We start from the raw sequence: 25104 nt of genomic DNA on the forward strand, positions 1-25104 counted from the left end.
TACAGAAAGATTCCAAGAAAAACTTCACGGCCTTTCCCCGATAGAATATCGGGAAAAGGCCGTGGCATAATACTCTTTTTATTACTGTCTACTTGACAGGGAGATGACCAAACCTGTTCTTTTTTATTTTGAGAAAAACTAGTAGAAGTGATGAAGAAAATAAATGTGAATGATGAAGTGTTACAATAAGGACAGAGAACAAAGATTTTTCTATTCTATTTTTTAAAATATAAGAATGGGGAAAATAATAATGGAAAAGTCGTCATTTTTTTGTTTTACTAAGTAGAGACGAAATGAGTGTGGAGGCAAGCATGAAAATAAAAGAGATTATCGTTGTAGAAGGTAAAGATGATACAGTTGCGATTAAGCGTGCTGTTGATGCGGATACAATTGAAACGAACGGTTCAGCAATCGGTGATCATGTTATTGAGCAAGTTAAATTAGCGCAACAAAAAAGGGGCGTTATTATTTTTACAGATCCGGATTATCCTGGAGAGCGTATTCGAAAAATTATTTCTGACAAGGTTCCTGGCTGTAAGCATGCCTTTTTACCGAAGGAAGAAGCGCTTGCTAAAAGGAAAAAGGGTGTCGGGATTGAACATGCTTCTAATGAGTCGATTCGCCGTGCTCTAGAGAATATACATGAAGAAATGGAAGCTTACACAAGTGAAATTAGTTGGAGCGATTTAGTCGATGCAGGCTTAGTGGGCGGAGAAATGGCAAAGAGCCGCAGAGAAAGAATGGGTAAGCTATTAAAGATTGGTTATACAAATGCAAAACAGTTACATAAACGATTACAGATGTTTCAAGTTTCAAAGGAATCATTTGCAGAAGCTTATAAGCAAGTAATACAGGAGGAAAAAAAATGAAGGATATCGCAACGCCAAATCGTACAAAAGACATTGTTGAAAAGTATGGATTTTCATTCAAAAAAAGTTTAGGACAAAACTTTTTAATTGATACAAATGTATTAAATCGTATTGTCGATCATGCAGAAATTGGTTCAGAAAGTGGTGCAATTGAAATTGGACCAGGTATTGGTGCATTAACAGAGCAATTAGCGAAGCGTGCTAAAAAAGTAGTGGCTTTTGAAATTGATCAAAGACTATTACCAATTTTAGATGAGACGTTAGCGCCATATGGTAACGTTACAGTTATTAATAAAGACGTACTAAAAGCAGATGTACATGAAGTATTTAATGAGCAATTTGAAGAAGGACAAGATGTAATGGTAGTAGCTAACTTACCATACTATATTACAACGCCAATTTTATTTAAATTGCTTGAAGAAAAGTTACCAGTTCGTGGATTTGTTGTTATGATGCAAAAAGAAGTTGGAGATCGTTTAGCTGCTAAACCTGGAACGAAAGAGTATGGTTCTTTATCGATTGCCATTCAGTATTATACAGAGGTTGAAACAGTTATGACTGTACCGCGTACAGTGTTTGTACCACAGCCAAATGTTGATTCTGCAATTATCCGCCTTCTAAAGCGTCCTAAACCGGTTGTAGAGGTGAAAGATGAAACGTTCTTCTTTGAAGTAGTACGAGCAAGTTTCGCACAGCGCCGTAAAACTTTAATGAATAATTTATCAAATAATTTAAATGGTTTCCCGAAAGATAAGGAGTTATTGGATCGAATTTTAACAGAAGTAGGAATTGATCCAAAGCGAAGAGGCGAAACGCTATCTATTGAAGAGTTTGCAACATTAAGTAATGCATTAGTTCTTCATAAATTATCATAAGAATATGAAAGGGACAGTTCAAGTTGAACTGTCCCTTTTGTCACCTTTCTCTCTCTAAATTCATACTTTAAAAACAGGTAAGATGGCCTAATGAGTTTGGAGGTAGGAGAATGGTTTTACATGTTGGAGAATTAGTGGAACGATATTCTCATAAGAGGGATATTCTTTTTCGTATTATAGAAATAAAAGGCGAGATAGCTATATTGTTTGGAGAGGAAATTAGACTGGTGGCGGATGCGCCACTTGAAGATTTAATTAGTATAGATCAAAGAGAACATAAAAAAAGGGTGAAGCGTGAGAAAGAAACAATGGAGCGCACGTACCGTTTGTTTCAACAAGATTATGTGCTGATGAAACAAAGGCATGAACATACTTCAACTGGTGGATATACAAGTGAGGTGAATTATTTTCAAATGCCGGGACGTGTATTGCATATAGATGGAGACCCTTTATATTTGCGCAAGTGCTTAGATTTATATAATAAAATTGGCGTTCCTGTTCAAGGTATTCATTGTAAAGAAACGGAGATGCATGAAAAAGTAGTAGACTTAATAGATCACTTTCGCCCAGACATTCTCGTTATTACAGGGCATGATGCATATACAAAATCAAAAGGAGTGAAGGGAGATTTAGCGGCATATAGGCATTCAAGGCATTTTGTACAGGCTGTTCGTGAAGTGCGAAAAAAATATCCATCATTGGATCAACTTGTTATTTTTGCTGGGGCATGTCAATCACATTTTGAGGCACTAATTCGTGCAGGGGCCAATTTCGCTAGTTCACCATCTAGAATTAATATTCATGCACTAGATCCTGTATATGTAGTTGGTAAAATTAGTTTTACTTCATTTATGGAGAGAGTCAATGTATGGGATGTCGTACGTAATACAATTACTGGTGAAAAGGGACTAGGTGGAATTGAAACGAGAGGGATTTTACGAACGGGATTACCTTTTCAACATTATGAAGAGTAAGCAGGGTACATATGTATCTTGCTTTTTTGTATGGAAGGATTTAAATGAATTTGGATAAAAAGAGGCAAGAACGTACAGACTACGTAATGATACTTTTACAATATAGTATTTCTTCTATCTATTCAAACGCAGGATGATATTAGCTGTGAATCGCGGTTAATAATTAGGATAGATATATCGTGCTTTAAGTGTTCAATCTAAATTACAGCGAGGTGTAGCGAAGTATATGTCAAAACGTTTAGATGAAATTAAAAGCGAATTAGATCACCATCTTGGACAGCGACTTATGTTAAAAGCAAATAGTGGAAGAAGAAAAACTGTGGAGCAATCAGGTGTACTAGCAGAAACATACCGTTCCGTTTTTGTTGTACAATTGGATCAACAAGAAGATGCGTTGCAACGTGTATCTTATAGTTATGCAGATGTTTTAACAGAGACAGTAGAGTTAACATTTTATGGAGACCCTCATAATGAGGTCATTTTATAATCCGTATATCATTACATATATTCCCAGAAATGAAAAGCTATATTATTTTGCATACTAACTATACCGTAGCAAAATAAGGAGGGACTCTGCATTGAGTAGACGAAGAGGTGTCATGTCAAACCAATTTAAAGAAGAGCTAGCAAAAGAGCTTGGCTTTTATGATGTTGTTCAGAAAGAAGGATGGGGCGGAATTCGTGCGAAAGATGCTGGTAACATGGTGAAACGTGCTATAGAAATTGCAGAACAGCAATTAATGAAACGAAACCAGTAGTTGTAAGATACTTTCTATGCTACGGTAGCCGAGGAGACATTCCTCGGCTTTTTGTACTCTAAAAGGTGCCATCATTTTACATAAGTAGTTTCATTCTGAATGCTTTTCGTTATAATTAGGGAAGTGTCATCGTCTTACTATAAATTTATGGTAAAATAAACGATAAAAGATTGAGTACATAGAGTGGGTGAATAGATTGAAGCTACTAGTGAAAGCACCAGCAAAGATTAATCTGTCGTTAGATGTACTGGGAAAAAGACAAGACGGATATCATGAAGTGAAAATGATTATGACAACCATTGATTTAGCAGATCGTCTAGAACTAACGGAATTAGCAGAAGACCGTATTGAAATTTTATCCCATAATCGGTATGTCCCAGACGACCAACGAAATTTAGCTTATCAGGCAGCGAAATTATTAAAAGAGAAGTTTAATGTAAAAAAAGGTGTATCTATTACTATTGAAAAAACGATTCCAGTAGCAGCTGGATTAGCAGGTGGAAGTAGTGATGCAGCAGCGACATTACGTGGTCTTAATAAATTATGGAATTTAGGGCTTACAATTGATGAGTTAGCAGAGCTTGGCGCAGAAATTGGATCAGATGTATCGTTCTGTGTATACGGCGGCACAGCAATTGCCACTGGAAGAGGAGAGAAAATTGAGCATATAAAGACTCCGCCTTCTTGTTGGGTTATTTTAGCGAAACCACATATAGGTGTATCTACTGCTGATGTGTATGGAAATTTAAAGTTAAATCGAGTTACACATCCAAATGTAGATAAAATGGTTGATGTCATAAATTCTGGTGATTATAAAGGAATTTGTGATACTGTTGGTAACGTTTTAGAAGATGTAACATTTGGAATGCATCCTGAAGTTGCCCGTATTAAATCACAGATGAAGCGATTTGGAGCGGATGCTGTATTAATGAGTGGAAGTGGTCCAACTGTATTTGGACTTGTACACCATGATTCACGAATGCATCGCATTTATAACGGATTAAAAGGATTTTGTGAACAAGTCTATGCGGTACGTTTATTAGGAGAGCGAGAAACGCTTGAATAAAGACGTATAATACGTTATGATTTGTTTAGAATATTCGTGATTTGAGGTGAGAGTATGAAAATTAGAAGAAGTACAAGATTAGTCGATATGACTTATTACTTGCTACAAAACCCTCGTCAGCTAGTATCTCTCACTTTTTTTGCTGAAAGGTATCAATCGGCTAAGTCTTCCATTAGTGAAGATTTAGTTATTATTAAGCAAACGTTTGAACAACAAGGGGTCGGCACATTGCAAACGATACCAGGAGCAGCAGGAGGAGTGAAATATATACCGTATATAAGTGAAGAAGAGGCAGATCTAATTATTGATGAGCTTTGTGGCTTATTTGAAAACCCAGATCGTATTTTGCCTGGTGGTTACTTATACATGACAGATTTATTGAGTAATCCTCGCCATATTAATGGCGCAGGTCGTTTGTTTGCTTCTGTTTTTGCTAGGCAACCAATTGATGCAGTTATGACGGTGGCAACGAAGGGGATTCCACTTGCTTATGCAGTGGCAAATTACTTAGATGTACCAGTTGTAATTGCAAGAAAAGATAATAAGGTAACAGAAGGTCCGACTGTTAGTATTAACTATGTGTCGGGTTCTTCTAAACGAATTCAAACAATGACGTTAGCAAAACGCAGTCTTCCAGAAGGGTCGAATGTTTTAATTATTGATGACTTCATGAAAGCTGGCGGAACAATTCAAGGTATGATGAGTATGTTAGAAGAGTTCAAGGCTAATGTTGTTGGTATTGGTGTATTAGTAGAATCCACAGATATTGAAGAACGACTAATTAATAATTTTGTATCATTAATTCGTCTATCGGAAGTTGATGTGAAAGAAAAAACGATTCAAGTGGAAAAAGGGAATTATTCTCTTGCACCATTTGATGAAGGGCTTGTAGAGGCGGAATAAAAGATAGAGCAGATAGCTCTATCTTTTTTTATTTTATTTATAGATTATAAAATAGATGGACAAACTGCCTTTCGTACACTATTTTTAAAGAGTAAAATAAATAATAAAAGGGTGAAAAGTATGAAAGTTGTTCAAACAAGCAAGGCACCACAAGCAATTGGACCTTATTCACAGGGGATTATTGTAAATAACATGTTCTATAGCTCAGGACAAATTCCATTGACGGCAAATGGGGAGCTTGTAACAGGAGATGTAACAGCACAAACAGAACAAGTATTTCAAAATTTACAAGCGGTATTAGAGGAAGCAGGTGCTTCATTTGATACAGTCGTAAAAACAACAGTATTTTTAAAGGACATGGATGATTTTAATGCTGTGAATGAAGTGTATAGCTCTTATTTCTCTACTCATAAACCAGCTCGATCTTGTGTGCAAGTAGCAAAATTACCGAAAGATGTTTCCGTTGAAATTGAAGTAATCGCCCTAGTTAAGTAACCTTTTGTAAGCGATAACCTCCACTAATCTCTATATTCAACTACTTTAAAAATTTTTATCTTAAAAATTTTTAAAAAATTAAAGGGAAAATAGAAAATTTGTGGAATTTATACAAATATATCGCTTATTTAGAAAAGGGTGGTGAACACAAGATGGAAGTGACTGACGTAAGATTACGCCGCGTAAACACAGAAGGCCGCATGAGAGCAATTGCCTCTATTACTCTAGACCATGAATTTGTTGTTCATGATATTCGTGTAATTGATGGTAATAATGGATTATTTGTAGCAATGCCAAGTAAACGTACTCCAGATGGAGAGTTCCGTGACATTGCACATCCAATTAATTCTGGTACACGCTCTAAAATTCAAGATGCGGTTTTAACAGAGTATCATCGTTTAGGCGAGTTAGAAGAGGTTGAGTTTGAAGAAGCAGGTGCTTCGTAAAATTCGAATGAAAAGGGCTTTTGACAAAAAGCCTTATAATTTTGTAGCAAACTCCTGTAAGCATTTACAGGGGTTTGTTTTTTTTGTTTTATATTTGGAAACTTCATAATTTATTAACATAAAAAGAAGAAACTACTAATTTTTTCAAAATCATTTTAAATAGTATAGCTTATTTCTTAAAAAAGATACTAAAGAGTAAAACATCTTATAAGAATTATGGTAAAATTTAATAGTTAAAATGTGTTTCTTGAAATATATGATGATTTAGGATAATATCTTTAATGGATAAATAGGTTGCGATGGAGGGTCTATATGTCAAACAGATTTGCAGTGATTCTAGCTGCAGGTAAAGGCACACGTATGAAGTCAAAGCTATACAAAGTGCTGCATCCTGTATGTGGAAAACCTATGGTACAACACGTAGTCGATCAAGTATCTCAATTAGGATTGCAGAAACTTGTAACGGTTGTTGGACATGGTGCTGAAATGGTACAAGAACAGCTAGGGAACGTAAGTGAATTTGCATTACAAGCAGAACAACTTGGTACAGCACATGCTGTAGATCAAGCTGCAAGTGTACTTGCAAATGAAGAAGGAACAACTTTAGTTATTTGTGGTGATACGCCTCTAATAACTGCTGAAACAATGGAAGCATTACTTCAGCAACATAAAGAAGCAGGAGCAATGGCGACGGTGCTAACAGCATACATAGAAGAGCCTGCTGGATATGGCCGTATTGTTCGTAATGAGAATGGTCATGTTGAAAAGATTGTTGAGCATAAAGATGCAAATGAGAAAGAATTAGCTATTAAAGAAATCAATACAGGTACGTATTGTTTTGATAATAAGGCTTTATTTGCTTCACTTTCTAAAGTTTCAAATGATAACGTGCAAGGTGAATATTACCTTCCAGATGTTATTGAGATTTTAAAAAATGAAGGTCATATCGTATCAGCTTATCAAACAGAGCAGTTCGATGAAACGTTAGGTGTTAACGACAGAGTCGCTCTATCGCAAGCGGAAATTATTATGAAAAACCGTATCAACCGAAAGAACATGGTAAATGGTGTTACAATTATTGATCCAAGTAACACTTATATTTCTGCTGATGCAATTATCGGTAGCGATACAGTTCTTCATCCAGGAACAATTATTGAGGGGAACACTGTAATTGGTTCTGATTGTGAAATTGGACCGCATACAGTAATTCGCGATAGTGAAATTGGAGATCGTACGACAATTCGACAATCTACTGTACATGATAGTAAGCTTGGTACGGAAGTATCGGTTGGTCCATTTGCACATATTCGCCCAGATTCAGTTATTGGAGACGAAGTACGCGTTGGAAACTTCGTGGAAATCAAAAAAACTGTCTTTGGTAATAGAAGTAAAGCTTCACACTTGAGTTATATCGGGGATGCACAAGTTGGAGAAGACGTGAATCTTGGTTGTGGTTCAATTACGGTGAACTATGACGGTAAGAATAAATTCAAAACTGTGATTGGTAATGGGGTATTTATTGGATGTAATTCAAACCTTGTTGCTCCAGTAACAGTTGAAGATGGTGCTTATGTGGCGGCAGGCTCTACAATTACAGAGAATGTTCCATCAAAAGCATTATCGGTAGCACGTGCACGTCAAGTTAACAAAGAAGACTATGTTGATCAATTGCTGAATAAGAAAAAATCATAATAATGTGGAGGGTTAATCTAGATGTCGACTCAATATCTAAATTCTAATTTGAAAGTATTCTCTTTAAACTCTAATAAGGAACTTGCTGAGCAGATTGCAAAGCATATTGGAGTAGGACTAGGAAAATGTTCTGTTGATCGTTTTAGTGATGGAGAAGTTCAAATTAACATTGAAGAAAGTATCCGTGGTTGCGATGTATTCATTATTCAATCTACAAGCTTCCCAGTAAACGAACATATCATGGAATTACTTATTATGATCGATGCATTAAAACGTGCATCTGCGAAAACAATTAATATTGTTATTCCTTACTATGGTTATGCGCGTCAAGACCGTAAAGCGCGTTCTCGTGAACCAATTACATCGAAACTTGTAGCAAACTTGCTTGAAACAGCAGGTGCAACTCGTGTAATCACTCTAGATTTACATGCTCCACAAATTCAAGGGTTCTTTGATATCCCAATCGACCACTTAATGGGTGTACCGATTCTTTCTGATTACTTTGAAACAAAAGGTCTTAAAGATATCGTAATCGTGTCTCCTGATCATGGTGGTGTAACTCGTGCAAGAAAAATGGCAGATCGTCTAAAAGCGCCAATCGCTATTATTGATAAGCGTCGTCCTCGCCCGAACGTTTCAGAGGTAATGAACATTATCGGTAATATTGAAGGCAAAACAGCGATTTTAATTGATGACATCATTGATACAGCTGGTACAATTACATTAGCAGCAAACGCTCTTGTTGAGAACGGTGCTTCTGAAGTATATGCTTGCTGTACACACCCAGTATTATCTGGTCCAGCAATTGAGCGTATTCAAAATTCAAACATTAAAGAGTTAGTTGTAACGAACTCTATTGTATTACCAGAAGAGAAGAAAATCGACAAAGTACATGAACTTTCAGTTGCTCCATTAATCGGAGAAGCAATCATTCGTGTATACGAAGAAGAATCCGTGAGTGTATTATTCAATTAATTGGATAGAATGAGACGTAACCAAAATTGGTTACGTCTTTTCGTATCGAAAAAAGAAAGTAGTGGTACAAGAATGAAATTGATAGTAGGACTTGGGAACCCAGGTAGAGAATATGAATTAACAAGGCATAATATTGGATTTATGGCCATTGATGAACTTGCGAAGCGTTGGAACATTTCTTTGAATGAACAAAAATTTAAAGGTGTATTTGGTGCAGGGTTTGTTAATGGAGAAAAGGTAATCTTATTAAAGCCGCTAACATACATGAATTTATCTGGGGAAAGTATTCGTCCACTCATGGATTATTATAAAATTGATGTTGAGGACTTCGTTGTTATGTACGACGATTTAGACATTCCTGTAGGTAAATTGCGTCTTCGCATGAAAGGTAGTGCCGGTGGACATAATGGTGTAAAGTCAACGATTTCGCACTTAGGAACACAAGAATTTCAACGTATCCGTATGGGAATTGATCGCCCGAAAAATGGAATGAAGGTAGTCGATTATGTATTGGGACGCTTTACATCTGAAGAGATTCCGGATGTTAACCATTCTATTGAAAAAGCAGCGGATGCATGTGAAGAGTGGCTAAATAAGCCTTTTCTTCAAATCATGAATACTTTCAATAGTTAAAAATGAGATTGGGAATATTTCTCTTTTGTTTTACCCATACTAGTAGTAATTGAATTTTTAGGAGGCTAGTATGGAAGGGTATTATTATTGCAGACACTGCGGAGGTAATGTAGGCTCCATTAACGCAGAAAAAGTATATAGCGACGTTTTATTTCAACTAACGGAGCAAGAAGTAGTAGAAATGATTCATTTTCATGAGAATGGAAATATATATATAAAAACGATTTGTGAATCGTGTCAAGAAACGCTCGCATCTTATCCTGAGTATTATGAGTATGAAAAATTTCTGCAATAAAATGTTGTCGCTTTGGCATGTCCAAAGCATTTTTCTGTTTTCCTTTTCCAAAATATTTGCATAAAATAGAATGACTTGCTCTTTATGTTGAGAGGAGTTTTAAAAATGATAGGTTTATTAGAGCAATTTTATAAAAATGAAGAGATACAATCGGTTATTAATGGGTTAGAAGATGGGTTAAAAGAACAACTTATATCAGGGATGGCAACGTCTTCTCGTTCATTATTAATGGCGGCTTTATATAAAAAAACAAAAAAATCACAATTAATCGTGACACATAACTTATACCAAGCACAAAAAGTACATGAAGATTTAGTGGCGTTACTTGGTGAAAAAGATGTGTGGTTATATCCAGTGAATGAACTGATAGCATCGGAAATTGGAGTTGCAAGTCCAGAATTGAAGGCGCAACGTATAGAAGTGTTAAATCGCTTGGCTGCGGGAGAGAATGGAATCATTGTAGCGCCAGTGGCAGGATTGCGTAGATTTTTACCAATAAAAGAATTGTGGAAGCAAAAGCAAGTTGAAATCAATCTAGGGCAAGAGATTGATTTAGATGCGCTCTTGCATACTTTACATCATATTGGCTATGAACGTAAGTCGATGGTAGAAGCTCCAGGGGAGTTCAGTTTGCGTGGGGGAATATTAGATATTTATCCTTTAACTGAAGAACTACCATTTCGTATTGAATTCTTTGATACAGAAGTCGATTCTATTCGATTATTTGATGTGGATGAACAGCGTTCTCAAGGTAAAAAAGAAAGCGTTAGGTTTGGTCCGGCAACAGAGTTTTTATTTTCACAGGAAGAATTAAAATCAGGAATTCAGCATCTTGAAGAAGGCTTGACTAAGACGATGCAAAAACTTTCTGATGATAAACTAAAGACTAAAGTGCTTGAGACGGTAAGTCATGAAATTGAGATGTTGAAAAACGGGCAAAGTATAGAACAGATGTTTAAATACTTATCTATTTTCTATAAAGAACCTGCTAGTCTGATAGATTATTTACCAGAAGATGGTGTTGTAATTTTAGATGAGATTTCCCGTGTTCAAGAGACAGCATCACATCTTGAAACAGAAGAGGCGGAATGGTATATATCACTTCTTGGTGAAGGAACAATTATTCAAGATTTATCTTTCTCTCACCCATTCGAGGGGTTTCTTCATCATAAAAAAAGAAGTTTTGTATATTTAACGTTATTCTTGCGTCATATCGCACACACACATCCGCAAAATATTGTTAATGTAACATGTAAAACAATGCAAGATTTCCATGGACAGATGAATTTGTTAAAAACAGAAATTGATAGATGGAATGAAGGGCATTTTACGACTGTTGTACTTGGAACAGATGATGAACGTGTGAAAAAATTACAACATATTTTAAGTGATTATGATATTGAGGCAGATATTGTAGAAGGTACAGATATTTTATTGCCTGGAAGGTTACAGATTGCTGTAGGTGATTTACATGCAGGATTTGAAATGCCGATGCAAAAGCTTGTTGTCATTACTGAAAAGGAGCTTTTTCATAAGAAAGTTAAAAAATCACAACGTAAACAAAAGTTATCGAATGCTGAACGTATTAAAAGTTATTCAGAATTAAAAGTTGGAGATTATGTAGTTCACGTAAATCATGGTATAGGTAAATTTTTAGGTATTGAGACATTAGAGATTAATGGTGTTCATAAAGATTATTTAAATATTAAATATCAAGGTAATGATAAGCTATACGTTCCAATTGAACAAATTGATCAAGTTCAAAAATATGTAGGATCTGAAGGTAAGGATCCGAAAGTTTATAAATTAGGTGGTAATGATTGGAAGAAGGTTAAAACGAAAGTTGAAAAATCTGTACAAGACATTGCGGATGACCTAATTAAACTATATGCTGAGCGCGAAGCTTCAAAAGGCTATGCATATACGCCAGATACGGCAGAACAACAAGAGTTCGAATCATCTTTCCCGTATCAAGAGACAGAGGATCAGTTACGTTCTATTGACGAGATTAAAAAAGATATGGAACGCGGACGCCCGATGGATAGGCTCCTTTGTGGTGACGTAGGGTATGGAAAGACTGAAGTGGCTATTCGTGCGGCATTTAAAGCAATTATGGATGAAAAACAAGTTGCAATTTTAGTACCGACAACGATTCTTGCGCAGCAACACTATGAAACAATTCGAGAGCGTTTTCAAGATTATCCGATCAATATAGGCTTATTAAGTAGATTCCGTACGAGAAAACAACAAAATGAAACAATTAAGGGCTTAAAGGATGGAACAGTAGATATTGTAATCGGAACACATCGTATTTTATCTAAAGATGTTACGTATAAAGATTTAGGGCTTCTTATTATTGATGAAGAACAAAGATTTGGTGTAACACATAAAGAAAAAATTAAACAATTGAAGGCGAATGTTGACGTATTAACATTAACGGCAACTCCGATTCCGCGGACGCTTCATATGTCTATGCTTGGTGTGCGCGACTTATCTGTTATTGAGACACCACCAGAAAATCGTTTCCCAGTCCAAACGTATGTAGTCGAGTATAATCCAGCGTTAATGCGAGAGGCGATAGAGCGAGAGCTTGCAAGAGGTGGTCAAGTTTACTTCCTATATAACCGTGTAGAGGATATTGAAAGAAAAGCAGATGAAATTTCGATGTTAGTTCCAGATGCCCGCGTAACGTACGCACATGGGAAAATGAACGAAAGCGAATTAGAGTCTGTTATGCTATCATTTTTAGAAGGACAGCATGATGTTCTTGTAAGTACAACAATTATTGAGACGGGTGTAGATATTCCGAATGTAAATACGTTAATTGTATTTGATGCAGATCGTATGGGATTATCACAGTTGTATCAGCTTCGTGGGCGTGTTGGACGTTCTAATCGTGTTGCATATGCATACTTTGCATATAAACGTGACAAAGTGCTGTCAGAGGTTGCAGAGAAGCGTCTACAAGCAATTAAAGAGTTCACGGAACTTGGATCTGGTTTCAAAATTGCGATGAGAGATTTATCTATTCGTGGAGCAGGTAATTTGTTAGGGGCAGAACAGCATGGATTTATTGATTCTGTCGGATTTGATCTATATTCTCAAATGTTAAAAGATGCAATTGAACAGCGTAGAGGAACAGATGGGGCTGAAAATATAGTTAATGTTGAAATTGACTTAGAGGTAGATGCATACTTACCAGATGCTTATATTTCAGATAGTAAGCAAAAAATTATGATGTATAAACAATTTAGAGGTGTTTCTGCAATTGAGGATATTGAAGAATTGCAGGAAGAAATGATCGACAGATTTGGCGATTATCCACAAGAAGTTGGTTATTTATTACAAATTGCAAATATTAAAGTGTTGGCAATGAAAGAACAAATTGAATTAATTAAGCAGAATAAATTTGAAGTAACATTTCTGTTTTCTGAACAAGCAAGTCAAAATATTGATGGTGGAAAATTATTCATGCTCGGAAATAGTTTTGGACGTATGATCGGTTTAGGAATGGAAGGATCACAATTGAAAATTGTTATGAAAACAAATGGCTTAGAGACATCGAAGTGGTTAACAATTGCTGAAAATTTATTAAAAGGCTTACCAGATGTAAAAAAAGAAGTAATAAATGCCTAAAATAAGATAAAAAAATACAATTCGACGTGCATAGAAGAACTAATGTGTAAAATACTATATCTAACAGTTGGTGATTTTTACATGAACAGGTAAATTCACCACTTTGATCATCAGTAGAAAGTGAGGCAGCATTAGAATGAAAGCAACTGGAATCGTACGTCGAATTGATGATTTAGGCAGGGTCGTAATCCCGAAGGAAATTCGTAGAACTTTACGTATTCGAGAAGGAGACCCACTAGAAATATTTGTTGATCGCGATGGAGAGGTAATTTTAAAGAAGTATTCTCCAATTAGTGAGCTAGGTGATTTTGCAAAAGAATATGCTGATGCTTTATATGACAGCTTAGGACATAATGTGCTTGTGTGTGATCGAGATTCTATCATCGCAGTATCAGGCGTATCGAAAAAAGAATACTTAAATAAAAGTGTTGGCGATTTAATTGAAAAAACGATGGAAGAACGAAAGTCTGTTATTATGACGGATGAAAGTGATATTTCCATTATTGATGGTGTAACAGAAAAGGTTCATTCTTATACAGTTGGACCAATTGTTGCAAACGGAGATCCGATTGGAGCCGTCATTATTTTTTCAAAAGAAGCTATTATAAGCGAGATCGAGCATAAAGCGGTTAATACTGCTGCCAGTTTCTTAGCGAAACAAATGGAACAGTAAGGGTATATTGATTTTAGAAGTAGCAATCTTTCCTAATTATGATCTTTCTTTTTGAGAAATCAATTATTTGGAGATATATGTATATTGAATGAAGGTAGCACTTTGCTACCTTTTTTCGTTGAATATTTTTAACGTGTAGGAACTCATTATTACCCGTGTTGGTAAGGGAGTTTGTTCTTTTCTTTATGATATAATACGAGAGGTGAGAATAGAAAAAGGAGTTTTCTTGTATGGAAGCGAAGAAGTATCAAGCCTTTTGGCGTGGGGCTATTATATTAACGATTGCAAGTTTTGTTACAAAAGTATTAAGCGCTTTTTACCGTATTCCATATCAAAATATAGCGGGGGATATTGGGTTTTATATTTACCAACAAATTTACCCGTTTTATGGATTTTGTTTAATTTTAGCTACTTATGGATTTCCTGTTATCATTTCGAAAATGGTTGCAGAACGACTAGAGCGGGGAAAACAAAAAGAAGCAGAAGAAATTATTTGTGTATCTTTTTGGTTCTTATTAGGAATTGGTTTTATAGGCTTCTTTACATTGTTTTTTGGGGCTGAAACAATTGCGGTAGCTATGGGCGATATACACTTAGATAAGTTACTACGTGTTATTTCATTTTCATTCTTATTGATGCCATTTTTGTCTGTAGCAAGAGGGTATTTTCAAGGATTTAATAATATGATGCCAACGGCTGTTTCGCAAGTAATAGAACAAACAATTCGAGTTTCTATTATTGTATTTTTATCGCTATTCCTAATTGCTCACGGATTTGATTTATATACAGTTGGTGCAGGGGCTATGTTAGGCTCAATTGCGGGTGGACTTATTGGGATTATTGTACTTATATTGTATATGCGTCAAGATTTTCGTTCTATATTTTTCAAAAGTGCAGCGAGAATTAAGGGTAAAAGGAAGATAGTTAAAATCCTTTTTTGGCAGGGGTTAGCGATTTGTGTTAGTAATTTAGTGCTTATTTTTATACAGATGGCTGATTCAGTGTCCTTTTACAGCTTACTTATTGGTGCTGGAGAACAGGCTGAAAATGCAAAGGTATTAAAGGGTGTTTATGATAGAAGTATTCCGCTAATGCAATTAGGTACTGTTGTGACGACTTCTTTCTCGTTGTCACTTATTCCGATTATTACAGCGGCGAAGGAAAGAGGAGATCTTTCCTTTATTCAAGAAAAGGTAAAGTTAGCAATGAAAATAACATTTGTTATTGGACTTGCAGCAGCTATTGGACTAACTTGTATTATTCAACCTACCAATATTATGTTGTTTGAAAACAGTGATGGATCAGATGTTTTATCTATTTTATCGTTATCTATTTTATTTAGTTCATTGTCAATTACGACAGCTTCTATTTTACAAGGATTAGGGCAAACGTTTAAGCCAGCATTATTTGTTGTATTTGGAGGTTGCTTAAAGTTAGCGTTAAATTATATATTCATGCCTTATTTTGGTGTGAAAGGTGCAGCCTTTGCGACTTTATGTGCGTTAATTATAATCTCTGGACTAAATAGTTTGTTGCTTACGAGAGCTGTATCAGGGGCACTTATCAATAAGCGAAATATGTTAGGGATAGTAATTAGTGGCATTTGTATGGGATTTGTATTAATGATGTTCACACGTGTGTTACATATGTCTGGATTAGTAATTAATACGGAACATAGAGGAAGCGCGACGCTTGAAGCGTTGTTAGGTGTAGCCATCGGCGGATTGACATATATGTTTTTTATTTTGAAATTACGTGTATTTACAAAAAAAGAATTAGGAACCGTTATGAAACAAGAGGAAAAAGAAGGTTCATTGAAGAAGAGTGGATAGAGGTGACTGGTTGTGAGTGGAATCATTACTATTTTAGGTTTAGGAGCTGGTGAATTAGATCAGCTAACGATGGGTGTATATCGAAAAATAAAAGAAGCAGACCATCTGTTTGTTAGAACGAAAGAACATCCAGTTATAGAAGAATTGGAGAAAGAAGGCGTACAATATACGTCTTTTGATGCTGTATATGAAGCACATGATACGTTTGAAATTGTATATGAAACAATTGCGAATAAATTGCTAGAACAAGCTGAAGGTACAGAAATTATCTATGCTGTTCCCGGGCATCCACTTGTAGCAGAAAGAACAGTTCAGCTACTGTTGGAAAAAGGAGAAGTTTCAAATGTTGAAGTGCGAATTGAGGGTGGACAAAGTTTCCTTGATCCTATGTTTGCAAGTCTAAAGATTGATCCGATTGAAGGATTCCAATTACTTGATGCTACATCATTTGAAAGAGGGCAATTAGAACTGCGTCAACATTTAATCTTTTGCCAAGTATATGATGCATTCGTTGCATCTGATGTGAAATTAACATTAATGGAGATGTTACCAGATGATTATGAAGTGTATATCGTAACAGCTGCAGGAACTTCATTTGAACAAGTAAAGAAGGTACCGTTGTACATGTTAGATCATGAAACGGAATTGAATAATTTAACGAGTGTGTACGTGCCGCCAGTTCAGGAGCGTGCGTCCTTGTATCAACAGTTTGATGTTCTTAGAGAAATTATTGCGGAACTTCGTGGTCCAAATGGTTGTCCGTGGGATAAAAAGCAAACACATCAATCATTAAAGAAATATTTAATTGAGGAAGCTTATGAAGTGTTGGAAGCAATCGATGAAGAGGATGATGATCACTTAGTAGAAGAATTAGGTGATATATTATTACAAGTTATGCTTCATGCTCAAATCGGAGAAGATGAAGGTTGGTTCTCTATAGATGATATCATTCGAACTCTATCTGAGAAAATGGTTCGTCGCCATCCGCATGTGTTTGGAAATACGGATGTAAACAGCGCTGATGAAGTGATTGCAAATTGGGAAGAGATTAAAAAACAAGAAAAAGGATTCGTGAAAGAATCTGTTTTAAATGGCGTTCCAAAAAGTTTGCCGCAGTTACTACGCGCCTATGAAATTCAGAAGAAAGCTGGTAAGGTTGGATTTGATTGGGTTGATGTGCAACCGATGATAGAGAAAGCCTTGGAAGAATGGCAAGAGTTCCAACAAGAAGTTACAAATATGGATGAGGAAAAGATGCTAGGTGAGTTTGGTGATTTACTCTTTGCATTTGTTAATATAGCTCGTCATTACAAAATAGATCCAGAAGAGGCGTTACGTTCAACTAATGAGAAATTTACTGGTCGTTTTTTATACATGGAGGCAAAAGTAGCTGAAATGAATAAAGAGATGAAAGATTTATCATTAGAACAGTTAGATGTTTTATGGGAAGAAGCGAAACAGACAGAGCGTTAATAGGGGGATTTGATATGCGTCTAGATAAGTTTTTAAAAGTATCACGTTTAATTAAAAGAAGAACATTAGCGAAAGAAGTAGCTGATCAAGGAAGAATATCTATTAATGGTCAGGTGGCAAAAGCGAGTTCTGATGTGAAAGTAGCTGACGAATTAACAATTCGTTTTGGTCAAAAAATAGTGACTGTGAAAATAAATGAATTAAAAGAAACAACTAAAAAAGAAGATGCAGCAAATATGTATAGCTTAGTTCGTGAAGAAAAAGTAAAAGCGGAAGAAGGCTTGTTCTAAAATCATTTATCCCCTCATACATTACTATTAGCTAGTAAAAACCTATGGGGGGATTTACGTGAATAATGGTTACTCACCTACGTCTTCTAATCAACAAAATGTTTCTGTAGAGCATGACATTATTATGCGTGGCAGGCGTATAATTGATATTACCGGTGTAAAGCAGGTAGAGAGTTTTGATAGCGAAGAGTTTTTACTAGAGACCGTAATGGGTTTTTTAACGATTCGTGGTCAAAATTTACAAATGAAAAATTTAGATGTGGAAAAAGGTATTGTGTCGATTAAAGGGAAAGTTAATGAGATGCTGTATATTGATGAAAATCAAGGGGAAAAAACTAAAGGTTTCTTTAGTAAGTTGTTTAAATGAGCTTAACAATTCAGTTGTATACAATGCTTTCAATGATTGGAATGGGTGCTTGGATTGGAGCGTCTTTAGATACATATCAACGTTTTTTAAAGCGCCAAGAACGTAAACGTTGGCTTGTATTTATACATGATATATTATTTTGGATTGTCCAAGCATTATTCGTCTTTTATGTATTGCTTCTCGTAAATGAAGCTGAGCTACGTATATATGTGTTTTTGGCATTATTATGTGGTTTTGCGGCATATCAAAGCTTACTGAAGGCACTATACATGAAGCTGTTAAATTTTCTCATCTATATTTTTATGCAAACAACATATTTTTTTGTTCGAATTATACAGCTACTCATGATAAAACCTGTTATTATTATAGCGCAGCTATTTATTGCATTTATATTATTCTTATTTCGTATACTGCTTTCAATTGGACATGTGTTATGGAAAATGGTGATTTGGATATTACTTTTCATATGGAAAGTTTTTTTCTGGCCTGTTCGATTTATTGCTTCGCTCATATGGAAACTTCTCCCTAATCGTGTTAAACTTTTTATAGTGAAACATATAGGGTTCCTGCAATATATAGCAAAATTGAAGGGACATATCTTCCAATTATGGGAGCGTATAAAAAAGAAGTTAGGGGGACCTCGGAAATGAGGGAACTGAGACAAAGAACAATCGAAAAACAGAGTCCAAATCCTGTTAAAGAGCATATAATACAAACGGATGAGAACAGGAAGCGACTTTATCGCCGTTTAGCGGTTTTTCTTGTCTTTACTTTTACAATTATTGCGAGTATTAGTGTAACGTTTTATCAACAAAACAGTTCCATTAAAGCAAAAGAAGCAAAAGTTAAGGACATGAAAAAAGAACTGGATTCATTAACGAATAAAGAAAAAAGTCTAAAAGACGAAGTTCAAAAGTTAAATGATGAAGAGTACGTATTAAAGATTGCTAGAAGGGATTATTTCTTCTCTGGTAAAGGGGAGATAATTTTTCCTGTTTCTAAGTAGAGTATGTCTTATTGACACTATATTTTAGGATTATATATAATAAAGTAAAATTTGACTTTTTAACCACTAAGGAGGAGCATTTTTTTTATGTCAATCGAGGTAGGCAGCAAGTTACAGGGTAAAGTAACAGGTATTACAAATTTTGGGGCTTTTGTGGAGCTGCCAGAGGGCTTAACGGGTCTTGTTCATATTAGTGAAGTTGCTGATAACTATGTAAAAGATATTAACGATCACTTAAAAGTGGGCGACCAAGTAGAAGTAAAAGTTATTAATGTTGAAAAAGATGGAAAGATTGGTTTATCTATCAAAAAAGCGAAAGAACGTGAAAAAACAGAAGGAGATCGTCCACGCGGTGAATACCAACGCGGTGGTGATCAACAACGTTCTGGACGTCCACAACGTAATAATCGCTCTTTCAACAGAGATAATCGCGGTGGCGGTAACGACCGAGCTCCGAAAGAAACATTTGAGCAAAAGATGGCACGCTTCTTAAAAGATAGCGAAGATCGCTTAACTTCTTTAAAGCGTAACACAGAGTCTAAACGTGGTGGCCGTGGCGCGCGTCGCGGATAATAAGAACGTTTAGTTTTTAACATATAGAGAGGTACCCAGGGTGATGGCTCAGGGTGCTTTTTTATATGTAAAAATATATTTTTAAAAAAGTTTTTGAGATGTGTTGACTTTAATTAGTATCTGATGTAAGATACTAATTGTCCGTTAAATAAGACGACATGGCGGTGTAGCTCAGCTGGCTAGAGCGTACGGTTCATACCCGTGAGGTCGGGGGTTCGATCCCCTCCGCCGCTATATTTAATTTAACGGCCCGTTGGTCAAGTGGTTAAGACACCGCCCTTTCACGGCGGTAACACGGGTTCGAATCCCGTACGGGTCATCAAAAAAGATCATGCAAATTTGCATGATCTTTTTTTGTTAAATAAATTAAGATATACAACACTTCTACAAAATCACCCTATATTTTCTGAATATTTAATTAAAATATCAAAAATAACTTACATACCGTGTATATCTGTAGAGTTATTTCGAATAAAAAGTCGAACGATTATAAAAGTGAAAACTGTTGTTTTGACAAAAAAACCAACAATCGTCTTTTATAATGACAGTAATTAAACTATGCAGGTGGTGTTAAAAATATGCCTAAAGCAGGAAGGAATACTATGAATACAAGTGCATTGGCAATGAATGAGAGTCAGCTTGGAGGAATAAAGTGGACGAGTAAGTTGCGAATGAAATTTGAGCAAGTTTTCTTTAGATGGGGATTTATTATTGTTGTTATTGGTTTTCTTTTGGGACGAGCATATATATTAACAAATATTTTACCGTTTGCACTGCCATTTTTTGCTGCTGTTTATGTTATGAAGCGGGATAAGATGCCGCTAGCATTTTTAGCTCTAATGGGAGGAGCTCTTTCAGTATCGATAGATAATTTGTTTTTTACCTTTGCATCCATCTTTACCTTCTTCATTTATAATATCTTCTTTAGTCGATTTACACGTAAAACTGTTGGACTTGTTCCATTTCAAGTATTTATCTCCGCATTAACAGCACACTTAGTTGTTGTATATTTTGCGCAACAAACTGTCACCATGTACGATTTACTCGTTAGTACTATCGAGGCTGGACTTAGTTTCGTATTAACTATGATATTTTTACAAAGTGTCCCGCTTTTAGTGGAAAGGAAAGGAAAACAACAGGCATTAGAGACGGAAGAAATTGTTTGTTTGATTATATTACTAGCATCTGTTTTAACAGGTACAACAGATTGGTTTGTATATGATGCTTCTATTCAACATATTTTTACAAGGTATTTAGTGCTAGTATTTGCATTTATTGCGGGTGCTGCCACAGGATCTACAGTGGGGGTTGTAACAGGACTAATATTAAGTTTAGCAAATGTGTCTAGCTTGTCTCAGCTTAGCCTTCTTGCTTTTTCTGGATTGCTTGGTGGATTGTTAAAAGAAGGGAAGCGTTTAGGTGTTAGTTTAGGTTTATTAATTGGGACAAGCTTAATTACATTATATGTAGACAAACAGACAAATATTGTAACAACTTTAATTGAGTCAGGTGTAGCGATTGTTATCTTCTTATTAACACCGCAGCTTGTTTTGGATCGTATTGCTAAATTTATGCCAGGTACACAAGAGCATTCGCAAGATCAACAACAATATTTAAGAAGGATGCGTGATGTTACAGCAAATAAAATCAACCAATTTGCAAATGTATTTGCTGCTTTATCTAATAGCTTTTCTGTATATGGGTATGTAGAGGAAGAAGATAAAGAGACAGAAGCAGATTTGTTTTTGAGTACAATTACTGCGAAAACATGTCAAACATGCTTTAAAAAGGATCAATGCTGGGTAGTGAATTTTGATAAAACGTACGATTATATGAAACAAATAATGAATGAAACGGAAGAAGGAACCCTGCAACATAATCGTAAATTAGTTCGTGAGTGGGACAAGCATTGTGTGAGAGGGAAAAAAGTGACGGATTTAGTAGCAGGTGAATTAGATCACTTCTATGAGGGTCAAAAATTACGAAAACAAATGAAGGAAAATCGTAGAATAGTAGCCGAGCAACTATTAGGTGTATCAAAGGTTATGGAGGATTTTGCTAAGGAGATACAACGAGAGCGTGAAAATCATCAAGTGCAGGAAGAACAGATTATGCAAGCGTTCCGTGATTTTGGTGTCGAAGTAGAGCATGTTGATATTTATTGTTTAGATAGAGGAAGTATTGATATTGAAATGTTAATTCCAGTTGCATCTAATGAACATGGTGAGTGTGAAAAATTAGTTGCACCGATGCTTTCGGATATCCTTAAAGAAAATATTGTCGTTAAACATGAAGAAAAGTCTTCTTATCCAAATGGCCATAGTTTAATATCATTTGGTTCGGCAAAGACGTATTCTCTTGATACAGGATTGGCTACAGCTGCAAAAGGCGGTGGATTTGTTTCGGGTGACTCTTATGCGATGATGGATTTAAGTGTTGGTAAATATGCACTTGCAATTAGTGATGGTATGGGTAATGGGCAAAGAGCTCATATGGAAAGTAAGGAAACGGTGAAATTATTACAAAAAATACTCCAATCAGGCATTGATGAAGAAATAGCAATTAAGTCTATCAATTCAATTCTTTCTTTGAGAACGACAGAAGAAATGTTTACGACATTAGATTTAGCTATGGTAGATTTGCGGGATGCGAGTGCAAGGTTTTTAAAGATTGGATCGACGCCGAGTTTTGTTAAACGTGCAAATAATATTTTGAAAATTGAAGCAAGTAATTTACCGATGGGAATCATCGAAGATGTTGAAGTTGATGTGGTGGGTGAACAATTAAAAACGGGCGATATTCTTATTATGATGAGCGATGGGATTTTTGAAGGAGCGCAGCATGTGGAGAATCATGAATTGTGGATGAAACGAAAAATTAAAGAATTGCAAACCGAAGACCCGCAAGAAATTGCTGATATCATTATGGAAGAAGTGATTCGCTCTTGTGACGGTTATATAAATGATGATATGACTATTGTAGTGGCAAAAGTGAAGAAAAATATGCCGAAGTGGGCTACGATTCCGATTGTAGGAATGCAGGCGCAGTAAAATGTAAGTGGAATGTTTATCTATAATTTGATTTTAAAAACCTAGGTGTATACCTAGGTTTTTTTGTGGAAAAAGGTAATGTTATTAATTTTGTGAATATACACGGAGGATGTAAGATAAAAATGTAATTTTTGTATATCTTTTTTTTGCACAATGTTTGTAAAAGTTGTACCATTGTAGACAAGGCGACTAAGGTTGCTGTTCTTGTTTAATGAAAGGTGATTGCGAAGTTGAAAGATACATTTGTTGAAAAAGTAGATGACTTTGTAAAGCAGCATGATGTATTAAAGAATGATTCAACAATTGTTGTGGGAGTTTCTGGTGGTCCTGACTCGTTAGCGCTTTTATATTATTTATTAGAAAAAAGGGCGGAAAAACAGTTGAAAATTGTAGTTGCTCATGTGGATCATATGTTTAGAGGTGATGAATCTTATGAGGATTTACAATTTGTGCAGGGCCTTTGTGAAGAACTGGGAATTATTTGTGAAACGATAAGGATTAATGTATCACAATATCAACAGCAATACGGAATGAATGCACAGGTTGCTGCTAGAGAATGCAGATATGCATTTTTGGAAAGAATAATGAAGAAATATGATGCAAGATATGTTGCTCTTGGACATCATGGAGATGATCAAGTCGAGACAATTTTAATGCGTCTCGTAAGAGGGAGTACTCCGAAAGGATATGCAGGAATTGCAGTGAAGCGTCCTTTTCATAATGGATATTTAATTAGGCCGTTACTTGGCGTAACAAAGGAAGAAATTGTTGATTACTGTAATAAGCTAAATTTAATGCCACGTATAGATCCGAGTAATAAAAAGGAAGTATATACAAGGAATCGATTACGTAAATATGTTCTTCCTCATTTGAAAGAAGAAAATCCACAAGTGCATGAGAAATTCCAAAAATTTAGCGTGCAGATGCAAGAGGATGAGGCTTATTTGCAGGAATTAGCTTTTGAGAAAATGAATAAAGTAATTACAAAAAAAAGTGATAAACAAATTAGCTTATCAATTCCTGCCTTTGAATCCATGTCTATGCCTTTACAAAGAAGAGGGATTCAACTAATATTAAACTATCTTTATGAATATAAGATTCCATCTTCTCTTTCTTCCATACATATTGACAAGGTGATTGAGTTTTTTAAGCGGACACAACCTTCAGGTTCACTTGATTTTCCGGGTGATTTGAAAATTGTTCGTACATACGAGGAGTGTAGCTTTAGATTTAAACAAGAAATTGTTTCTCCTTTTTTACAAGATTTATCAGTACCCGGGACCATTACGCTATTGAACGGGGATGAATTTGTAACAGAGGTGAGCGAAGATATACCAAGTAACATGAATGAAACAGTATTTGTTGCTAAGTATAATGATATATCATATCCACTTCGTATTCGTTCTAGGGAAAATGGAGATCGCATGTCAATACAAGGTATGAATGGCACGAAAAAGATAAAAGCTATTTTTATCGAAGCAAAAGTACCGAAAGAAAAAAGAGAAGAATGGCCGGTCGTTTGTGATGCAAGTGGGACCATTATTTGGGTACCCTTGTTGAAGCGATCTGCATTTGCAATTTCGAAAGAGATGGCAAAGAAGGATAAATATATGATTATTCACTACAAAAGCAAGGAGTCTTCCGGGAGGATAATGAAATGATGAATCAAGATATCGAAAAAGTATTAATTTCTGAAGAGCAAATACAAGAAAAGGTGCGCGAACTAGGTGCAATTGTTGCAGAGGATTATAAAAACACAGTACCTCTTGCAATTGGTGTATTAAAAGGCGCAATGCCATTCATGGCAGATTTATTAAAGAGAACAGATACATATCTTGAAATGGATTTTATGGCTGTATCTAGTTACGGTCACTCTACAGTTTCAACAGGCGAAGTGAAAATTTTAAAAGATCTTGACACTTCTGTAGAAGGTCGCGATATTTTAATCGTCGAAGATATTATTGATAGTGGTCTTACACTAAGCTACTTAGTAGACTTATTCAAATATCGTAAAGCGAAGTCTGTAAAAATTGTTACATTATTAGATAAGCCAACAGGCCGTAAGGTTGATCTGAAAGCGGATTATGTTGGATTTACTGTTCCACATGAATTTGTAGTAGGATATGGATTAGATTATAAAGAGCAGTACCGTAATCTTCCTTATGTAGGCGTATTAAAACCAAGCGTTTACTCAAATTAATTAAATATAGGCTTCACAATTGT

Annotated in this window: 26 protein-coding genes and 2 tRNA genes; all 28 read left to right on the forward strand. The window is 35.6% G+C overall.

Annotation, left to right across the window (positions count from 1 at the left end; translation table 11 throughout):
• Positions 1-70, forward strand: a 70-nt coding sequence (locus MR143_RS33620) for an IS3 family transposase (protein WP_325782447.1), incomplete at its 5' end; no start/stop codon positions are given.
• A 241-nt stretch (positions 71-311) separates the two neighbouring features.
• The gene (gene rnmV, locus MR143_RS30620) at positions 312-869 is read left to right on the forward strand and encodes a ribonuclease M5 (RefSeq protein WP_000692835.1); all 558 of its coding nucleotides are present in this window, start codon (positions 312-314) and stop codon (positions 867-869) included.
• The gene (gene rsmA, locus MR143_RS30625; RefSeq protein WP_000651547.1) at positions 866-1744 is read left to right on the forward strand and encodes a 16S rRNA (adenine(1518)-N(6)/adenine(1519)-N(6))-dimethyltransferase RsmA; all 879 of its coding nucleotides are present in this window, start codon (positions 866-868) and stop codon (positions 1742-1744) included. Before rnmV ends, rsmA begins: the two co-directional genes overlap by 4 nt.
• Positions 1745-1854: 110 nt before the next feature.
• Positions 1855-2718, forward strand: a complete 864-nt coding sequence (gene yabG, locus MR143_RS30630; protein ID WP_000242868.1) for a sporulation peptidase YabG — start codon at positions 1855-1857, stop codon at positions 2716-2718.
• 226 nt (positions 2719-2944) lie between these two features.
• Complete coding sequence (gene veg / locus MR143_RS30635; protein ID WP_000044347.1) at positions 2945-3205, forward strand: biofilm formation stimulator Veg; 261 nt, start codon at positions 2945-2947, stop codon at positions 3203-3205.
• 91 nt (positions 3206-3296) lie between these two features.
• Positions 3297-3476 (forward strand): acid-soluble spore protein SspF, encoded by a 180-nt coding sequence (sspF, locus tag MR143_RS30640; protein ID WP_002094215.1) that lies wholly within the window; start codon positions 3297-3299, stop codon positions 3474-3476.
• Between the two features lie 196 nt (positions 3477-3672).
• The gene (gene ispE, locus MR143_RS30645; RefSeq protein WP_000772104.1) at positions 3673-4542 is read left to right on the forward strand and encodes a 4-(cytidine 5'-diphospho)-2-C-methyl-D-erythritol kinase; all 870 of its coding nucleotides are present in this window, start codon (positions 3673-3675) and stop codon (positions 4540-4542) included.
• A gap of 54 nt (positions 4543-4596) precedes the next feature.
• Entirely contained in the window at positions 4597-5445 is an 849-nt protein-coding gene (gene purR, locus MR143_RS30650) for a pur operon repressor (RefSeq protein WP_000702466.1), read from the forward strand.
• Positions 5446-5565: 120 nt separating this feature from the next.
• A complete protein-coding gene (locus MR143_RS30655; protein WP_000869814.1) occupies positions 5566-5940 on the forward strand; it encodes a RidA family protein in 375 nt (124 codons plus the stop codon).
• A 152-nt stretch (positions 5941-6092) separates the two neighbouring features.
• Positions 6093-6386 carry a septation regulator SpoVG gene (gene spoVG / locus MR143_RS30660; protein ID WP_000454041.1) on the forward strand — a complete coding sequence of 98 codons (294 nt, stop codon included), beginning with the start codon at positions 6093-6095 and terminating at the stop codon, positions 6384-6386.
• A 312-nt stretch (positions 6387-6698) separates the two neighbouring features.
• Positions 6699-8078, forward strand: a complete 1380-nt coding sequence (glmU, locus tag MR143_RS30665) for a bifunctional UDP-N-acetylglucosamine diphosphorylase/glucosamine-1-phosphate N-acetyltransferase GlmU (protein WP_000071039.1) — start codon at positions 6699-6701, stop codon at positions 8076-8078.
• A 21-nt stretch (positions 8079-8099) separates the two neighbouring features.
• A complete protein-coding gene (locus tag MR143_RS30670) occupies positions 8100-9053 on the forward strand; it encodes a ribose-phosphate diphosphokinase (RefSeq protein WP_000107420.1) in 954 nt (317 codons plus the stop codon).
• A 72-nt stretch (positions 9054-9125) separates the two neighbouring features.
• Positions 9126-9686, forward strand: coding sequence for an aminoacyl-tRNA hydrolase (gene pth, locus MR143_RS30675; protein WP_000767702.1), 561 nt, complete (start codon positions 9126-9128; stop codon positions 9684-9686).
• A gap of 70 nt (positions 9687-9756) precedes the next feature.
• Positions 9757-9981, forward strand: a complete 225-nt coding sequence (locus MR143_RS30680) for an anti-sigma-F factor Fin family protein (protein ID WP_000399438.1) — start codon at positions 9757-9759, stop codon at positions 9979-9981.
• A 105-nt stretch (positions 9982-10086) separates the two neighbouring features.
• Positions 10087-13617 carry a transcription-repair coupling factor gene (gene mfd, locus MR143_RS30685; RefSeq protein WP_242281241.1) on the forward strand — a complete coding sequence of 1177 codons (3531 nt, stop codon included), beginning with the start codon at positions 10087-10089 and terminating at the stop codon, positions 13615-13617.
• 136 nt (positions 13618-13753) lie between these two features.
• Entirely contained in the window at positions 13754-14290 is a 537-nt protein-coding gene (spoVT, locus tag MR143_RS30690) for a stage V sporulation protein T (RefSeq protein WP_000648302.1), read from the forward strand.
• Positions 14291-14520: 230 nt separating this feature from the next.
• A complete protein-coding gene (locus MR143_RS30695; RefSeq protein WP_000387584.1) occupies positions 14521-16122 on the forward strand; it encodes a putative polysaccharide biosynthesis protein in 1602 nt (533 codons plus the stop codon).
• 12 nt (positions 16123-16134) lie between these two features.
• Positions 16135-17595: a bifunctional methyltransferase/pyrophosphohydrolase YabN gene (yabN, locus tag MR143_RS30700; RefSeq protein ID WP_000014239.1), complete on the forward strand. Its 1461-nt coding sequence runs from the start codon at positions 16135-16137 to the stop codon at positions 17593-17595.
• A 14-nt stretch (positions 17596-17609) separates the two neighbouring features.
• The gene (locus tag MR143_RS30705; protein WP_001234876.1) at positions 17610-17885 is read left to right on the forward strand and encodes an RNA-binding S4 domain-containing protein; all 276 of its coding nucleotides are present in this window, start codon (positions 17610-17612) and stop codon (positions 17883-17885) included.
• 58 nt (positions 17886-17943) lie between these two features.
• Positions 17944-18252, forward strand: a complete 309-nt coding sequence (gene yabP / locus MR143_RS30710) for a sporulation protein YabP (RefSeq protein WP_001059104.1) — start codon at positions 17944-17946, stop codon at positions 18250-18252.
• Positions 18249-18902, forward strand: a complete 654-nt coding sequence (yabQ, locus tag MR143_RS30715) for a spore cortex biosynthesis protein YabQ (RefSeq protein ID WP_000059773.1) — start codon at positions 18249-18251, stop codon at positions 18900-18902. The genes yabP and yabQ overlap by 4 nt, the downstream gene beginning before the upstream one ends.
• Positions 18899-19258 (forward strand): cell division protein DivIC, encoded by a 360-nt coding sequence (gene divIC / locus MR143_RS30720; protein WP_001208739.1) that lies wholly within the window; start codon positions 18899-18901, stop codon positions 19256-19258. Before yabQ ends, divIC begins: the two co-directional genes overlap by 4 nt.
• Positions 19259-19345: 87 nt before the next feature.
• Entirely contained in the window at positions 19346-19831 is a 486-nt protein-coding gene (locus MR143_RS30725) for a S1 domain-containing RNA-binding protein (RefSeq protein ID WP_000021451.1), read from the forward strand.
• 160 nt (positions 19832-19991) lie between these two features.
• Positions 19992-20065: transfer RNA gene (locus MR143_RS30730), tRNA-Met, on the forward strand.
• Between the two features lie 13 nt (positions 20066-20078).
• Positions 20079-20150: transfer RNA gene (locus tag MR143_RS30735), tRNA-Glu, on the forward strand.
• A 259-nt stretch (positions 20151-20409) separates the two neighbouring features.
• On the forward strand, positions 20410-22881 hold the full coding sequence (gene spoIIE / locus MR143_RS30740) for a stage II sporulation protein E (protein WP_001123553.1): 2472 nt from the start codon (positions 20410-20412) through the stop codon (positions 22879-22881).
• A 230-nt stretch (positions 22882-23111) separates the two neighbouring features.
• Positions 23112-24542, forward strand: a complete 1431-nt coding sequence (gene tilS, locus MR143_RS30745; RefSeq protein ID WP_000655468.1) for a tRNA lysidine(34) synthetase TilS — start codon at positions 23112-23114, stop codon at positions 24540-24542.
• Entirely contained in the window at positions 24539-25081 is a 543-nt protein-coding gene (hpt, locus tag MR143_RS30750) for a hypoxanthine phosphoribosyltransferase (RefSeq protein ID WP_000981844.1), read from the forward strand. Before tilS ends, hpt begins: the two co-directional genes overlap by 4 nt.
• Positions 25082-25104 lie beyond the last annotated feature (23 nt).

This window comes from Bacillus cereus group sp. BfR-BA-01347, from assembly GCF_022663835.1.
Classification (GTDB): Bacteria; Bacillota; Bacilli; order Bacillales; family Bacillaceae_G; genus Bacillus_A; species Bacillus_A thuringiensis_K.

Excerpts from the sequence above, each read along its gene's own strand:
- rnmV (WP_000692835.1), top strand. The coding sequence starts at position 312 with ATGAAAATAAAAGAGATTATCGTTGTAGAAGGTAAAGATGATACAGTT.
- rsmA (WP_000651547.1), top strand. The coding sequence starts at position 866 with ATGAAGGATATCGCAACGCCAAATCGTACAAAAGACATTGTTGAAAAG.
- yabG (WP_000242868.1), top strand. The coding sequence starts at position 1,855 with ATGGTTTTACATGTTGGAGAATTAGTGGAACGATATTCTCATAAGAGG.
- veg (WP_000044347.1), top strand. The coding sequence starts at position 2,945 with ATGTCAAAACGTTTAGATGAAATTAAAAGCGAATTAGATCACCATCTT.
- purR (WP_000702466.1), top strand. The coding sequence starts at position 4,597 with ATGAAAATTAGAAGAAGTACAAGATTAGTCGATATGACTTATTACTTG.
- MR143_RS30655 (WP_000869814.1), top strand. The coding sequence starts at position 5,566 with ATGAAAGTTGTTCAAACAAGCAAGGCACCACAAGCAATTGGACCTTAT.
- spoVG (WP_000454041.1), top strand. The coding sequence starts at position 6,093 with ATGGAAGTGACTGACGTAAGATTACGCCGCGTAAACACAGAAGGCCGC.
- glmU (WP_000071039.1), top strand. The coding sequence starts at position 6,699 with ATGTCAAACAGATTTGCAGTGATTCTAGCTGCAGGTAAAGGCACACGT.
- MR143_RS30670 (WP_000107420.1), top strand. The coding sequence starts at position 8,100 with ATGTCGACTCAATATCTAAATTCTAATTTGAAAGTATTCTCTTTAAAC.
- pth (WP_000767702.1), top strand. The coding sequence starts at position 9,126 with ATGAAATTGATAGTAGGACTTGGGAACCCAGGTAGAGAATATGAATTA.
- MR143_RS30680 (WP_000399438.1), top strand. The coding sequence starts at position 9,757 with ATGGAAGGGTATTATTATTGCAGACACTGCGGAGGTAATGTAGGCTCC.
- mfd (WP_242281241.1), top strand. The coding sequence starts at position 10,087 with ATGATAGGTTTATTAGAGCAATTTTATAAAAATGAAGAGATACAATCG.
- spoVT (WP_000648302.1), top strand. The coding sequence starts at position 13,754 with ATGAAAGCAACTGGAATCGTACGTCGAATTGATGATTTAGGCAGGGTC.
- MR143_RS30695 (WP_000387584.1), top strand. The coding sequence starts at position 14,521 with ATGGAAGCGAAGAAGTATCAAGCCTTTTGGCGTGGGGCTATTATATTA.
- MR143_RS30705 (WP_001234876.1), top strand. The coding sequence starts at position 17,610 with ATGCGTCTAGATAAGTTTTTAAAAGTATCACGTTTAATTAAAAGAAGA.
- yabQ (WP_000059773.1), top strand. The coding sequence starts at position 18,249 with ATGAGCTTAACAATTCAGTTGTATACAATGCTTTCAATGATTGGAATG.
- divIC (WP_001208739.1), top strand. The coding sequence starts at position 18,899 with ATGAGGGAACTGAGACAAAGAACAATCGAAAAACAGAGTCCAAATCCT.
- MR143_RS30725 (WP_000021451.1), top strand. The coding sequence starts at position 19,346 with ATGTCAATCGAGGTAGGCAGCAAGTTACAGGGTAAAGTAACAGGTATT.
- spoIIE (WP_001123553.1), top strand. The coding sequence starts at position 20,410 with ATGCCTAAAGCAGGAAGGAATACTATGAATACAAGTGCATTGGCAATG.
- hpt (WP_000981844.1), top strand. The coding sequence starts at position 24,539 with ATGATGAATCAAGATATCGAAAAAGTATTAATTTCTGAAGAGCAAATA.